The sequence below is a fragment of the Pannonibacter anstelovis genome (assembly GCF_036881715.1).
Lineage (GTDB): Bacteria > Pseudomonadota > Alphaproteobacteria > Rhizobiales > Stappiaceae > Pannonibacter > Pannonibacter anstelovis.
In genome coordinates this window covers 35,482-48,636 of record NZ_JBAKBF010000005.1, presented here as the reverse complement: position 1 = coordinate 48,636, position 13,155 = coordinate 35,482, and the positions used below count along the sequence as shown (strand labels likewise).

Here is a 13,155-nt window from a genome sequence, read left to right as displayed (position 1 = left end):
CGTTTTCCGCGGCTTGCGGCAAAAATTCCTAGAGCCGGACTTCCACCAGCGGAATGGCTGGCGCCTCGCCGGCCTCAAAGTGCGTCAAGCTGAAATCCAGCACATCGGTGTCAAACCGCACCGGCACATCAAACAGGAACCCCGCCCGCACCCTCGCCCCGTTTGCAGGCGCGGCGGCCAGCACCACCTCGCCCGTTCCGGCATCAAAGCTGAACGCCGCAGGAGCCAGCTCTGCCCCTTCCACGCTGACCTGCAGGCTTCCGGCCACCGGCAGCGTGATGCTGCGCGTATAGGAAAGATTGCCTGTCCCGTAGATCTTCACCAGCGCAAACCGGGTCCGCGATCCATCCCCCTGTCCCAGCAGACAATCTCCTGCCCCGGGTGCTCCACCGGCCTGGGCAGAACTGTTGTCAAAGGGATCACGGAACCGGAACCCGTAGAGCCGCCCCCGTGCCCGCTCGAACAGCCCGGCCACCGCCCGCAGATCCTTCAGCGACCGCACACCCGAACCCGCATCATAGCGCCTGCGGCTGTCAGCCCAACGTGCATTACGTGCTTCCTGGCCGCTGGCCAGCTGCACCACTTCGGTCCGCCGCTCCGGCCCCCCTCTGGCGCCAAAGGCCACTGGCAGCGGAAAACTCTCGTCGAGGAATCCTGTCACGGCATGCTCTCCCGTGTTCTTGCTGTTTTTTGATCTTGCTCAAGGACTGCCGGAAGCAGCCCCGCCATGGTCTGCCCATCAAGGAGGAACTGCATGAGTCACGTTGCACACGAGCTTCACGAAGAATTTCCGCAGGCTGCCGAGACGCTTCATTCCCTGAAGCTGTCCAATGCCCATTTCGCCAAGCTCGCGGACGAGTATCACGAGGTGAACCGCGAGATTCACCGCATTGAATCTGGCGTAAACCCGGCTTCCGATGAAGCCACGGAAGAGCTGAAGAAGAAGCGGCTTCACCTGAAGGACCAAATTGCGGCCATGCTGGCTGCCTGAAACATCGAAATGCAAGCTACTGACCGGCTGACGTGATTTCACTCAGCCGGTCAGCGCTTCCCGGGAACACCGGCCATTGAGCCCCTCCTCTTCAAGCCGGTGTTAGAGCCCGCGCCGTCCCCGTCCGACGGCGCGGGCCACCATTGCCGAGACCTGCGCTTCCGACCTGCGGAAACTGGGCGCATCCGGAGTGGTCACGTTGACGACCACCGTTCCCCCGCCATTGCCGCTAGGTCCAGCCACCCCCAGTCGCCCGTCTGCGCCGCGCTGCAGGGGCAAAATAGCTTCCGCCCCTGCCTCTCCCATCAGCCCCAGCCCGCTGCCATGGCCGAAAAAGGTCGGTGAGGACACCACGCCTCCATCGGCAAACAGCGACACGCCGGAGCTGAACAGCCCGGACACACCGCTTGCAACGCTTGATGCTGCCGAACCCAGCAGGCTGCTCACCGCGCTGCCCGCCAGGTTTGTCAGCGGCGCCAGCGCACTGGAAAGCGTCCGCGACGACAGGCTCAGCACCATCGACTTCATCACGCTGTCCAGCGATTTGCCGCTGACCACCGCCGTTCGAAGCCCGGCATTCAGCACGCGGGAGAAGTCGCCCGCTGTCTTCTGCATGTCCTGCATCTGCTGCGCCATGCGGTCGAGCTCCACGCTCCCTGCGCCAATCAGGCTGTCATCTGCCATCCTGTCTCTCCTTCATCCGGAAAACGCTCCATAAGCGCATCCAGCCCCCTGCGGTTAAGAGCGCCCGCTCCCCGGCGAAGGCCCAGCGCAAAGGCAAGTTCACGCGGCGTCGCAGCCCAGGTTTCCGCGGGCGTCCAGCCAAGCCGTCCCATGGCGGCATGAAGCGCCGCATCCCATGGAAAAGCCCCTGTTACATCCGCTTTGACCTCTTGCCCCGCGCCGCCTCTCAAGGGTGCATGGATGCCCCCGCTGCCTCCACCGTCTCATCGGCGCTGCCGAAGGTGATCCGCAGCAGGTCAGCCGCAATCGCGGCAAATCCCGCAACGCCGCCGGGCGCCCGCATCATCGCCACCTGCTCGTCGGAAACGCTGTTGCCTGCCCCGCGCAATCCAGCCCCCAGCACCCGGATGATGTCACGCGCAGCCAGCCGCCCGCTGGCAAAGCGCTCCACCAGCCCCTGCAGATCCTCGCAGGCAAAGGCACTCTCCAGCTCCGCCAGCGCGCCGAGCGTCAGCACTAGCGTCCATTCCCGCCCATCTAGCATGGCGCTGATTTCGCCTCTCAGCCGGTTCGTCATCGCCGCCGCTCCCCTCAAAGCGCCGTAAAGGCCAGTTCGCCCGCCGACTCGAGGGCGATCTCATAGGTCACCTCCCCGTCGTGCTGCCCGGCATATTCCAGCGCCGTGATCTGGAATGGCCCCTGAAGCGTGCCGAAATCCGGGATCACCACCTGAAAGGCCCGGATCTCGCCGCTGAAAAACAGCGCCCGCGCCGTCTCGTCCGCACTGGCATCACGGAAAAGGCCGGAGCCCGAGATGCTGGCACTTCGGGTGCCAGCCCCTGCCAGCAGTTCCCGCCAGCGGCCGGCGCTGTCCGCATTGGTGATGTCCACCGCCGCCGCATTGAGCGCGATCCTGCGGGCCCGAAGCCCCGCCAATGTCACAAAGGAATTGCCGCTGCCCGTGCCGAGCTTCAGCAAAAGGTCACGTCCACGCTGCGCCGCCATTGCGCGCTCCTTGCCGTTTGATGTGTTGCAGTCAGTCTTCCGGGCCGGTCACGGCGCGCAGGCGCAATGCTGCCCGCCAGCTCCGCCCGTCCCTCAGCCGTTCGCTGGAAGTCTCGACGGCCCGCAGATCGGCCAGATGCCAGCCGTTCAGGCTGAGGCCGGAACCGAAGAGCGCCGCTGCCGCCGCCATAACGCCCTTCACCGCCTCATCGCGGCTGTCGGCACGGGAGTAGAGCGCCAGCACCAGCTGATGCTCCATGCCCTCGTCCGGCTCACCGGCCAGAGGCCGGGATGTGATACTCTCCAGCGTCAGATAGGGGTGCGCCGCACTGCGCGGTGCCCCGTCATGCACACGCCCGGGGCCGATGATCAGCGTCAGGTCAGCGTCAGTGGAAAGCCGTGCAATCAGCGCGTCCCGCAGGGCCATTTCGCCGGTCATGCCTCTTCCTCCTCACACAGGCATTGGGTCCAGCGCCGCCGCCCGTCCGGGTCCGCCGCCGCCAGCACCCGGTAGCTCTTCGCCCCGTCTGCAATCCGCCACCCGCCCGCAATGTCTTCGCGGTGCCGCAAGCGGATTTCATGCGTTGCCACGCCGTCGGCCCGGGCATCACTGGCCCGCTCCGCCTGGCTGCGCAGCCGCACCGCCGCATGGTCGGTGCCCATATCCTCAAAGGTTGTCTCCGCCGCGCCCCCGGCATCCGCCGTCCGCTCCGGCTTCCACAGCCGCACCAGACGGCGCAGATCCCCCGCCCCGCTCACAGCAGCACCAGACGATATGTGGAAAGCAGCCGGTCCAGAGCCTGCGGCATGGTGCCATTGCCGAATTCGACAGAGGCCTCCCGGTTTTCGTACCAGTGCGCCGCCAGCAGCAGGATTGCCTGCCTCAGCGGTTCAGGCACCGACGAACCATTTGGCCCGTATCCGGCAATGAACTCGATCTGGATCCCGTTTACCGGCTCAACCGGCCCCAATCCCGGCACCGCCCTGAGGCTTCCCGGCTCCGAGCCCCTGTAGAACCGCCAGGCAGAAGAAGGCAGAGGCTGCGGCATCCCGTCCCCGTCCACCAGGTTCACCGCCAGCACGTCCTGCACCGGTCCCACCGGCAGGCGCACCGCCCGGCCAGCAGGCCAGGCATCGAGGATTACGCGGAGCGTCTGGGTGATCAGCGCCCGCCGCGTCAGGCCCTCCACATGCTGGCGCGCCGCCTTGATGTAATGTTCAAGCAGGGCATCTTCCTGCATGTGCACAAGGCGCACCTGCGCCCGCAGTTCGGCCACGCTCACCGGCTCCACCGCCGGCGGGCTCGTCACCATATGGGTCATCTTGTCCTCGGAAAATCACGCCACCCGCGCGGCCAGAAAAAGACGGGCAGAAAAAAAGGCCGCCCCGGTCAGCCGGGACGGCCTATTCTCATCTCATCGGCTCAGCCAGCCCTCAGGCGGAGAACACCAGCAGCTTGATGGCGGCGAAGTCCTGCACGCCGCCACCGACGCGCTTGGTCGTGTAGAACAGCACATAGGGCTTGGCCGAGTAGGGATCACGCAGGATGCGCACGCCCGTGCGGTCCACCACCAAATAGCCGCGGCGGAAGTCACCAAAGGCAATTGCCGCAGCACCCGTGGCAATATCCGGCATCGCCTCCGCCTCGCTGACCGGGAAGTTCAGCAGGGTCGCCGGCGCATCGGAACTTACCGGCGGCTGCCAGAGATAATTGCCCTCACCATCCTTCATCTTGCGCACCGCCGCCTGCGTGCGCCGGTTCATGACGAAGCGCCCGTTCTGGCGGTAGCCGCTCTTCAGCGCATAGACGAGGTCGATCAGTTTGTCCGCCGGGTTGGTGGCGGCAAAGGCGGCGTTGACGCCCGTGTTGAGCGTTCCGAGCGAGCCCCAGGCCCAGGCATTGTCCGCAAGTCGCGGCACCGACAGGAAGCCAACCGGCTTGTTCACGCCGTCGCCATTGACAAAGGCCGCCCCCTCCTGTTCGGCGAAGGCAGTTTCCACCTCCTCGGCAAGCCACTCATCCACATTCACCGCCGCATCTTCCAGCAGCGAAGCGGTGGCCGCCGGCATGGCGTAAAGCTCCATCGCCGGGAAGGTCAGTTCTGCCAGCGCCGGAGCGGCCGTCTGCGGCCGTGCTGCGGTTTCGCCCACCCAGCCGGTCTGCGGGCCGGAGATGGCGAATGGCTTCTTGAACACACTCGACGAGACCTGCCGGTTGCCTGCAATGGCACGGATCGGAGAGACAGCCGCAAGGCGGCTCAGGATGCCCGCTTCTGTCTCTTCCGGCACCAGATAGCCGCCATCGGGATCCGAGCCGATGGACATGGCCTTCACCTCCAGCGGCCGCAGCCCCTCCTCGCGGCCGGAGCGCATGTAGCCCTCAAAGGCCGACTTGTGCTCCAGCACCTGCGCATTGCCTTCAAGGCTCTTGTGGCTCAGTTCCGGGCGGCGGCTCTTCAGCGACAGCTCGTCAAGGCGGCGGCGGGTGGCATCCAGCGCCGTATCCAGCCGGTCCAGCCGCTCCAGCGTCAGCACATCGGCAGAACCGCGCCGCTCGATATCCGAAAGCCGCTCCTCATTGGCCTCGCGGTAGGCCGCGAAGGCCGCATACATCTCGTTCAGCGGATGCTCGCCGGAAACGGACGGAGCAGCGCCCGCCTTGGTCTCGTAGGGCGGCAGGCTCTTGGTCTCAAGGCCGTGATCCACCGTCATGCCGTTCATCTCGCAATCCATCATGCGTCTCCAGTTGCAGAAGAGGACAGAGACGGCACGGGCTTCAGCCGCGCCGCATCCAGCAGCGGAAAGGTCACCAGCGACACTTCCCAAAGATCGATCTCGGCCAGCCGCCGGAGCGCGCCGCCTGCCATTTTCTGAGCCTTGATCGCCCGGAACCCGATGGAGAGGCCGTCCAGAGCTCCCGCGGTAATCAGCAGCGCAGCCTCCCGCCCAAGCTCCAGCCCGGTCAGCAGCCGACCGGCCACATAAAGGCCCAGCTGGTCTTCCTCGATCCGGTCCCAGATGCCGATGGGGCGCGAGGGGTCGTGCTGCCAAAGCATGCGGACGCCGGAGGCACCCCGGCGGCCCAGCGCGCTCCGGAACGCCCCCTTGGCCACCACATCGCCGCCGCCATCACTCAGGTTGAACAGGCTGGCATAGCCCGCGATCCGCAAGGCGGGCTCACCGGCAGTAGCGGCCGCCAGGCGCTTGACGCCAGCCTTCATGAGGCCCTCCCGTCACCGGTACGCTCCCCGGCACCTGCCAGCTGCGCCAGACGGCAGACAAAGGCTGCAAAAACAAAACGATGGCAGCGGTTGGCCGTATGTTTGGGCAAGCTTGAGCCCTCGCGGCGGGCATCCGGCGCCCGCCCTCGCAAAAGTCCTAGCAATATCATGAGGTTCTTCCCTCTTTTGTCCGGTCTGATTCCGGACGAGGCTTTTCTGACGTGACGTCAGAGGCTTCACATCCTGAATCCAGAATGCCGCATCAGCCACTTTCACCTAGCGTCAGAATGAAGCCCGTTTCATAAGTCATTCCAACGCTCTGCCTGCATCCCCTCAACCCGCATCACGGTCGTTGAAGATCTGATTCAAGCGGTCGATCTCATCCACGAAGTCGCCGAAGCGCCGGTTGCAGGCCGCCAGCTCCTTCAGCAGTGCGACGGCCAGCGCTGAAGCGGAAGCGGCCCACAGGAACAGTGCCAGATGCGCCAGGTCGCCCCGCTCGATGACGGCCTGCGTCACACCGCTCATGCCCCGGCCTCATCGCCTTCCGTGCCATAGCCTACCGCCTGCCGCTTCTCGTCCCGGCTCAGGAAGTCCGCCTCCCCCACCCGTCGCCACAGCGCCTCGCGCTCGGTAGACAGGGCCTCGATGGCATCCACATCCGGCTCCAGCCGCAGCCCTTCTCCGAAGGCGGGTGCCAGCCAGGCGGAAAGGCTCAGCGCCGTCCTGCGCACCATCGGCAGCACGCTCTGCCGCCAGAAGGCCCGGTTGGCTTCCTGGTAGTTCGAAAAAGTATTGTCGCCCGGGATGCCGATCAGCATCGGCGGCACCCCGAAGGCCAGTGCGATCTCCCGCGCCGCCTCGCGCTTGGCTTCAATGAAGTCCATGTCCTTCGGCGTCAGTCCCATGGGCCGCCAGTCCAGCCCGCCTTCCAGAAGCAGCGGCCGCCCAGCGTTGCGCGCCCCCTGATAGCCCGCCTCAAGCTCCGCCTTCAGCCGGTCAAACTGGTCCGCCGAAAGGTTCACGCCCTCTCCCGCCCCATAGACCAGCGCACCGGAGGGCCGTGCCGCATTGTCCAGAAGCGCCTTGTTCCAGCCGGATGCCGCATTGTGGATGTCGAGGCTCACCTGCGCCGCCTCGATGGGCGCAAAGCCGTAGTGATCGGAAAGGGGATGAAACAGCTTAAGCTGCCGCACCTGCGCCGGCTCTCCCGCGCCCCCGCTGTCCCCGGACAACCGCACCGTCTTGGCCCCGCTGCTATAGTCAAAGGCCGCCGGCCATCCGTCAGCTCCCGGCACCACCTTCACCCGGTCAGGCCGCAGCGCATGCAGCTCCCGGGGGCTTCCGTCCAGCGGCACCTGCTCCACATAGGCATTACCCGCCGTCAGCAGATGGCCATAAACCTGCTCCAGGAAGTCTGGCCCGCTCTGCCCGGGATTGGGCCGCGCCAGCAGCGCCAGCAGCGGGTGGCGCACCAGCTCCTCATCCCCCTCGAACAACAGCAGCGGCACACTCGCCGCCGCCTCGCTCACCATGCGGATCACCCGGTAGACAACCGGGTTCCGGCAATAGCCCTCGCGGGACAGGGCGCCATAATCACGCGGGCTCCAAACCGGCCGCCCCGCTGTCTGCCAGGCAATCACCGGCGCCGTCCTTGAAGCTTTTTCTTCAACCGCAGGCGTCTTGCGAAATGAATCCAGAAGCCGTCCCAAGTTCATGATTTCAGACTCCTTTTTGCGCCGTCTTCACGTGGTGAGTCAGCGTCTTGAGACTGTGATTCAGTCGGCTGCAGTTCACGCAGGAAGTCAAAGCTGCCGCAGGCGCGGCTCTGCCCGCCCTCCCATCAGCAGCTCCGTCAGCGCCCAGACAAGCGCATCCATCCGGTCTGGCGAACGCCCGCTCGACAGGCCCGAGGGCCCGAAGTCGGCCATCTCATCTTCCAGTTCCGGCATGGTTCCAACGTGATGCACCCGGCCCTGCTCGTAGAAAAGCGCCACCGGCTCGGCACGGGCAAACTTGCCCCGGCTCGCCCGCACGGACTTCACCGGCACGGTGGGATCAGCCGCATGGATCACCTCCCGCACCATGTCACCGCCCTGGTTCACCTCCGCGACCAGACAATCCGCTTCATGGTGATGCCACAGCGCAACCGCCTTCGCCGCCCAGTCCGAGGGGCGTGCCTGTGCCATGCTGTGGTCCCCCAGCACATAGGCCTGCCCGGCCTCCGTGATACCCGCCGCCACAAGTCCGCAGGCATCAGAGCGCTTGGTGGCGCTGGCAGGCGGATCAATGGCGATGACGATGCGGGCGAATCTTTCAGGCGCCCTGCTCACCCGGCAAGCCTCCAGCAGATCCCGCCGCCACAGGGCGCCGGGCCGGTCCTCGATCAATTCGCCATCCAGCTCCTGCCGTCCCAGCCGTGTGCCCGCATAGCGGGCCACCACCTGCTCCAGAAAGCCCGGAGCCAGAAACAGCGCATTGTCCCGCGTTCCCGCCCGGCTCAGCACCGTTGCGGGCATTTCCATGATGCGCTTTAGCAGCGGCACCGCGCGCGGCGTCGTGGTCACAAGCTGCCGGGGCCGGAGCCCCAGCCTCAATCCGAATTGCAGCATGTCGAACGTCTCCTCGCCGTGGCGCCACTTGGCCAGTTCATCGGCCCAGGCGATGTCGAACTGCGGCCCGCGCAAGGCTTCCGGATCTTCAGATGAAAAGGCCTGAGCAATGGAGCCATTGGGCCACTCCAGCCGCCTGCGGCTGGCGTTCCACTGCGGCCGTTCCGCCTTGGGATGGATGGCGAGAAGGCCCGAGACCCCCTCGATCATCACCTCCCGCACGTCGCCATAGGTTTCCCCCACCAGCGCGACCCGGCCCGCAGGTCCGTGCGGCGCGCACCAGCGGTGGCCCAGCGCCATGGCCCGCACCCATTCGGCCCCCGCCCGCGTCTTGCCTGCCCCACGCCCACCCATCATCAGCCAGATGCCCCAGTCCCCTTCGGGCGGCAGCTGATGCTCATGGGCGAAGGTCGGCCAGTCATGCAGTAGAAACGCCATCTCCGCCGGTGTCAGGCTGTCCAGCGCCGTGCCGGTCTGCCCTGCCGTCCAGCAAGCTGCCAAGGCGGCGCGCAAGTTCCTCGCGCATCTGTTCGGGATCGCCTGTTTCATCCGCTTCCCCGCTCTGGTCCCTGTGCAATTCCAGCAGCGTGTCGAGCGTCCGGGCCAGGCTCGCCAGTGTCTTGGCCCCCTGATCCATCTCGGTCAGCTTCAGCTCGCCCTTGGCCAGTCCCGCCAGCCGCTCTTCCAGTTGCGCCACCTGCGCCTCGAAGGCCCGGTAGAGCCGGACCACCATCAAGCCGCGCGCCTCAGGCCCCGCCGCCGCAAAAGCCGCCGCATCCAGCGAAGGCACCGCAGTCTCCGCCGCGCCCTTCGCCGTCCGCCTGCGCCGCACCGGCGCTTTGGGCACCGCCTCGGCTTTCAGGGCTTCTCCACCTGCCTCAGCTGCAGAAACTGCCGCCTTGCGGCTGCGTGTAGCCTTGCGCGCTGCAGGCACACGTTTCCCGTCCCTGCCCGGCCCATCCGCCGTTGCATCCCCTGTCATCCCGCCGTCTCCGGAGTGTTCAAAACGCGCGCGCAGCGCTCACAGGCAAACCGCCTGCGCCAGTCTCGCCAGCCGGCGCAGGCCATCGCCTGCCTGGGTTCATTCCAGCTCAAACAAAAAGCGGGCCAACCAGCCCTCGCTGGCGCCCGCCAAAATCGTCATCCGAATTCTTTCCCTCACCGGTCCGTATCAGCATAAACTGTCGCCGGAACCAGATGCGCGCCGCAGCCGCACTTTTCGGATCATGACAAAACCATACCCAAACACCGTGCGGGTGTCAAGGATTATTTTCCTATTTTTCTGCAACAAGAAACCGGCCCAGATTCGGGCCGGTTTCCAGCCGCTCCGCCTCAGGCAATCCGGCGCGACATTTCCTGCACTTCGGACGTCGCCTTTGCGATCCGGCTCGAAGCATTACTGATATCAGCCATGCTGGATGAGATCGATTGCACGCCCGTCGAGGCCGCCTGCATGTTGTGCGAGATGTCCCGGGTCACCGACGTCTGCTCTTCCACGGCCGCAGCTATTGTGGAGGAAATCGCACGTATGCTCTCGATCGTTTCTAGAATGGAGCCGATCGTTTGCCCCGCACGGTCTGCGGAGCTTTGCACCGAGGCAATCTGCGCTGCAATATCCTCCGTCGCCTTGCTGGTCTGGGACGCGAGGTTCTTCACTTCCGAGGCCACCACCGCGAAGCCCTTGCCTGCCTCGCCAGCGCGCGCCGCCTCAATAGTGGCGTTGAGAGCGAGAAGGTTGGTCTGACCGGCAATCGCTTCGATCAGTTCCAGCACCTCGCCGATCTTCTGCGAATTGGCATTTAGTTCTTCCATGATCTGCCGTGAATGTGCCGCCTCTTCAGCCGCTTTGGCGGAGATCCCACTGGCCATGTTCACTTCGTGACTAATTTGGGAGATAGACCCAACAAGTTCTGCCGAAGCAGCAGAGACTATCTCAGACTTTTCTAATGTCGTCGCCAATGCGGCATTAGCCTGTTGTATCTGCCTATCGGCAGCATTCACGTCCCCAGAGACACTGATCATTCGATCAGCAATTTTCTGTTGCAGCTCTGCGCGCGCCCTTCTCTGAAGAACGAGGGCCGTCTGATCCATGGCAAACTTGATAATCTTAACGACGCGCCCTCGATCATCTAGGATTGGATTATAGCTGGCGGAGATAAAGACATCTTGCCCCCCTTTTCCAATGCGATGAAAATCACCAGTTTGGTACTGACCGCGCCGCAAATTCATCCAGAATTCCTGATAGTCACGACTAGCAACCGCATCAGCTGGCATAAACATACTGTGATGCCGCCCCTTGATCTCTTCAAGCCTATATCCAACAGTCTTCAAGAAATTCTCGTTAGCGTGAATGATATTTCCGTCTGGATCGAAATCTATTATCGCACTAGACAAATCAATAGCAGCAATCTTGCTTTTCACCTCAAGCGATGCACGTTTCGCTGCAGTGATGTCTGTCGCCAGTTTGATGATACCGGTCACGCGGCCACCACGCCTGACAATGGGATTATAAGAGGCTTGGATCCAAACATCGCGGCCGCCCTTTGCAATGCGCCGGAATTCCCGCGACGACCATTTTCCAGCCGCTAGATCCCGCCAGAACTCTCTATAGGAAGCCGTACTCACCTCCTCAGCAGGAACGAACAGGCTGTGGTGCTTCCCAATGATCTCAGACAACTTATATCCCATGACATCCAGAAAATTCTGGTTTGCCGACACGATCCGCCCCTCAGGGTCAAACTCGATAATCGCTTGCGAACGACTGATCGCGTCAAGCTTGGACTTGGAAAGCGAGATATGCCTGAGCATCACGAGCACCTTAATAGACTGTCAATCAACTGCAGCTCCCGGACCAGTTGCAGAAGCGGGTGTGTGATGCGAAATTCCTCCTAAAAACTTAACGAACCCCTGAACAGCATACACAATGACGTTAGTAGAACTACTTTACCTCCAAAAAAACCCAAAATTTCGCGATCCAAGGGCTAAGTCCGAACGTAAAGCAGGATAGCAGGAGGACCACCAATGAAAACAAGTCTGAGCTCAGAACGTTCCAAATCATTATACCATTCATTCATAATGATTTTTACACTATTATCTTTGACATTAACATTCTCTAATTACGCAACCGCAAGTCAAAGGCTCGTTCTTGAGGATTACTTCCGCGGAGCAACCTCCGCCCGCGGCGTCTTTGAAAGCAAGATTGCAGGCGTCCGGCGTGAGTTCTCGGTGAAACTGACTGGCACCTGGGATCCAAAGACTTTCACCCTCCGCCTGCGTGAGGACTTCGTTTACGACGACGGTGAAAAGGACACCAAGATCTGGTTTTTCCAGAAAGTCGCCGAAGACCGCTACATCGGGCAGCGTTCCGATGTGCTGACACCGGTCAATATCGGCTACCAGGGCGACAGCCTCGTCTTCACCTATCCGGTCGACGTGCCCTTGAAGGACGGCAGCGTCGCTCTGCGCTTCTACGACACCCTCACGCAGACCGGCCCGCGCACCGTCCGCAACACCGCAACGGTCATGAAATATGGGATCACCGTCGGAACTGTCGATCTGACATTCACAAAGTAAAGCCGGATTGCCCAGTCTGTTCACATATCGTGAACATAAGTCGAAGTCTGGGCTGGCTAATCAGATTGTCCGTGCAAGCCTATCTTCACTCCAGAACGAAGGCGCCGCTTCGCCGCGCCAGATCAGGAGATAAAAAATGATCACGCAGATCAAGGGCCTGCACCATGTCACATCCATCGCTGACGATGCCGTGGCTAACAATGCGTTCTTCACCCGCGTGCTCGGCCTGCGCCGCGTGAAGAAGACTGTCAACTTCGACGCCCCCGATGTCTATCACCTCTACTACGGTGACGAGACCGGTTCCGCCGGCACGGTGATGACCTACTTCCCCTTCCCGGATGCCCGTCAGGGCCGTCCCGGCACGGGCGAGGTCGGGACCACGCTCTTCTCTGTCCCGAAGGGTTCGCTCGGTTTCTGGCAGGAGCGGCTTTCCGGCGCCGGGGCGGCCGGACTGCTGGAAGACAGCGCCTTCGGCCAGAAGCGGCTGCATTTCTTTGGCCCCGACAACGACGCCTTCGCGCTCGTTGAAGTGGACGGAGACATCCGCGCGCCCTGGACTGCAGGCGGCGTCCCGGAAGATGCGGCCATCCGCGGCTTCCACTCCACCAGCCTGCGCCTTCGCGATGATGGCGCCACGGCGGAGCTGCTTGGATTCATGGGCTATGAGCTGGCAGAAGCCGGTGATGGCGTAAAGCGCTTCGTGGTGCCGGGCGGCAATGGTGCCCATGTCATTGACGTGGAAACCATGCCCTCGATTGCGCCGGCCGTGTCCGGTGCGGGCTCCGTCCACCACATCGCCTTCGCGGTGGAAGACCGGGCTGCCCAGCTCGAGGTCCGCAAGGCTCTCATGGACACAGGCTATCAGGTCACGCCAGTGATCGACCGCGACTACTTCTATGCCATCTACTTCCGCACGCCTGGCGGCGTACTGTTCGAGATCGCCACCAACGAGCCGGGCTTCAACCGGGATGAGGACACCGCCCATCTGGGCGAAGCACTCAAACTTCCCAGCCAGCATGCGCATCTGCGCCCCTATCTGGAGAAGCACCTGGTTTCACTGGAGGGCTGA

General features: G+C 63.4%; 18 protein-coding genes. 3 read left to right on the top strand and 15 right to left on the bottom strand.

The genetic code is table 11. From position 1 onward, the window contains the following. Window positions 1-28: 28 nt before the first annotated feature. Window positions 29-661 (bottom strand): DUF2460 domain-containing protein, encoded by a 633-nt coding sequence (locus V6L75_RS09640; protein ID WP_334251299.1) that lies wholly within the window; start codon window positions 659-661, stop codon window positions 29-31. A gap of 93 nt (window positions 662-754) precedes the next feature. Between V6L75_RS09640 and V6L75_RS09635 the strand changes: the two genes are divergently transcribed. Continuing rightward, window positions 755-991: an HP1242/YdcH family protein gene (locus tag V6L75_RS09635; RefSeq protein ID WP_334251298.1), complete on the top strand. Its 237-nt coding sequence runs from the start codon at window positions 755-757 to the stop codon at window positions 989-991. A gap of 102 nt (window positions 992-1,093) precedes the next feature. On the opposite strand, the gene V6L75_RS09630 is transcribed toward V6L75_RS09635, so the two are convergent. The 14 genes from V6L75_RS09630 to V6L75_RS09565 all read right to left on the bottom strand — a co-directional run bounded on the left by V6L75_RS09630 (window position 1,094) and on the right by V6L75_RS09565 (window position 11,321). Then, window positions 1,094-1,675, bottom strand: coding sequence for a phage tail tape measure protein (locus V6L75_RS09630; protein ID WP_334251297.1), 582 nt, complete (start codon window positions 1,673-1,675; stop codon window positions 1,094-1,096). Next, window positions 1,657-1,905, bottom strand: a complete 249-nt coding sequence (locus V6L75_RS09625; RefSeq protein ID WP_334251296.1) for a phage tail assembly chaperone — start codon at window positions 1,903-1,905, stop codon at window positions 1,657-1,659. The genes V6L75_RS09630 and V6L75_RS09625 overlap by 19 nt, the downstream gene beginning before the upstream one ends. Next, the gene (locus tag V6L75_RS09620; RefSeq protein ID WP_334251295.1) at window positions 1,902-2,252 is read right to left on the bottom strand and encodes a gene transfer agent family protein; all 351 of its coding nucleotides are present in this window, start codon (window positions 2,250-2,252) and stop codon (window positions 1,902-1,904) included. Before V6L75_RS09620 ends, V6L75_RS09625 begins: the two co-directional genes overlap by 4 nt. 14 nt (window positions 2,253-2,266) lie before the next feature. Next, window positions 2,267-2,680: a phage major tail protein, TP901-1 family gene (locus tag V6L75_RS09615; RefSeq protein ID WP_058900356.1), complete on the bottom strand. Its 414-nt coding sequence runs from the start codon at window positions 2,678-2,680 to the stop codon at window positions 2,267-2,269. Between the two features lie 31 nt (window positions 2,681-2,711). Next, window positions 2,712-3,119: a DUF3168 domain-containing protein gene (locus tag V6L75_RS09610; protein ID WP_334251294.1), complete on the bottom strand. Its 408-nt coding sequence runs from the start codon at window positions 3,117-3,119 to the stop codon at window positions 2,712-2,714. Continuing rightward, window positions 3,116-3,439: a phage head closure protein gene (locus V6L75_RS09605; RefSeq protein WP_334251293.1), complete on the bottom strand. Its 324-nt coding sequence runs from the start codon at window positions 3,437-3,439 to the stop codon at window positions 3,116-3,118. The genes V6L75_RS09610 and V6L75_RS09605 overlap by 4 nt, the downstream gene beginning before the upstream one ends. Continuing rightward, entirely contained in the window at window positions 3,436-4,002 is a 567-nt protein-coding gene (locus V6L75_RS09600) for a head-tail connector protein (protein WP_334251292.1), read from the bottom strand. Before V6L75_RS09600 ends, V6L75_RS09605 begins: the two co-directional genes overlap by 4 nt. A 112-nt stretch (window positions 4,003-4,114) precedes the next feature. After that, a complete protein-coding gene (locus V6L75_RS09595; RefSeq protein ID WP_334251291.1) occupies window positions 4,115-5,416 on the bottom strand; it encodes a phage major capsid protein in 1,302 nt (433 codons plus the stop codon). After that, window positions 5,413-5,901: an HK97 family phage prohead protease gene (locus tag V6L75_RS09590; protein WP_334251290.1), complete on the bottom strand. Its 489-nt coding sequence runs from the start codon at window positions 5,899-5,901 to the stop codon at window positions 5,413-5,415. Before V6L75_RS09590 ends, V6L75_RS09595 begins: the two co-directional genes overlap by 4 nt. A 333-nt stretch (window positions 5,902-6,234) precedes the next feature. Further along, complete coding sequence (locus tag V6L75_RS09585; RefSeq protein WP_019962746.1) at window positions 6,235-6,429, bottom strand: hypothetical protein; 195 nt, start codon at window positions 6,427-6,429, stop codon at window positions 6,235-6,237. Next, window positions 6,426-7,619: a phage portal protein gene (locus V6L75_RS09580; RefSeq protein ID WP_334251289.1), complete on the bottom strand. Its 1,194-nt coding sequence runs from the start codon at window positions 7,617-7,619 to the stop codon at window positions 6,426-6,428. Before V6L75_RS09580 ends, V6L75_RS09585 begins: the two co-directional genes overlap by 4 nt. Window positions 7,620-7,706: 87 nt before the next feature. Further along, window positions 7,707-8,951, bottom strand: a complete 1,245-nt coding sequence (locus V6L75_RS09575; RefSeq protein WP_334251509.1) for a DNA-packaging protein — start codon at window positions 8,949-8,951, stop codon at window positions 7,707-7,709. Further along, a complete protein-coding gene (locus V6L75_RS09570) occupies window positions 8,932-9,495 on the bottom strand; it encodes a hypothetical protein (RefSeq protein WP_334251288.1) in 564 nt (187 codons plus the stop codon). The genes V6L75_RS09575 and V6L75_RS09570 overlap by 20 nt, the downstream gene beginning before the upstream one ends. Window positions 9,496-9,845: 350 nt before the next feature. Then, entirely contained in the window at window positions 9,846-11,321 is a 1,476-nt protein-coding gene (locus V6L75_RS09565) for a methyl-accepting chemotaxis protein (RefSeq protein WP_334251287.1), read from the bottom strand. A gap of 213 nt (window positions 11,322-11,534) precedes the next feature. Here V6L75_RS09565 and V6L75_RS09560 point away from each other — a divergent pair, with 213 nt between their 5' ends. Both V6L75_RS09560 and V6L75_RS09555 read left to right on the top strand, forming a co-directional pair. Continuing rightward, window positions 11,535-12,086, top strand: coding sequence for a DUF3833 family protein (locus V6L75_RS09560; protein ID WP_334251286.1), 552 nt, complete (start codon window positions 11,535-11,537; stop codon window positions 12,084-12,086). Window positions 12,087-12,222: 136 nt separating this feature from the next. Then, entirely contained in the window at window positions 12,223-13,155 is a 933-nt protein-coding gene (locus tag V6L75_RS09555; protein WP_334251285.1) for a VOC family protein, read from the top strand.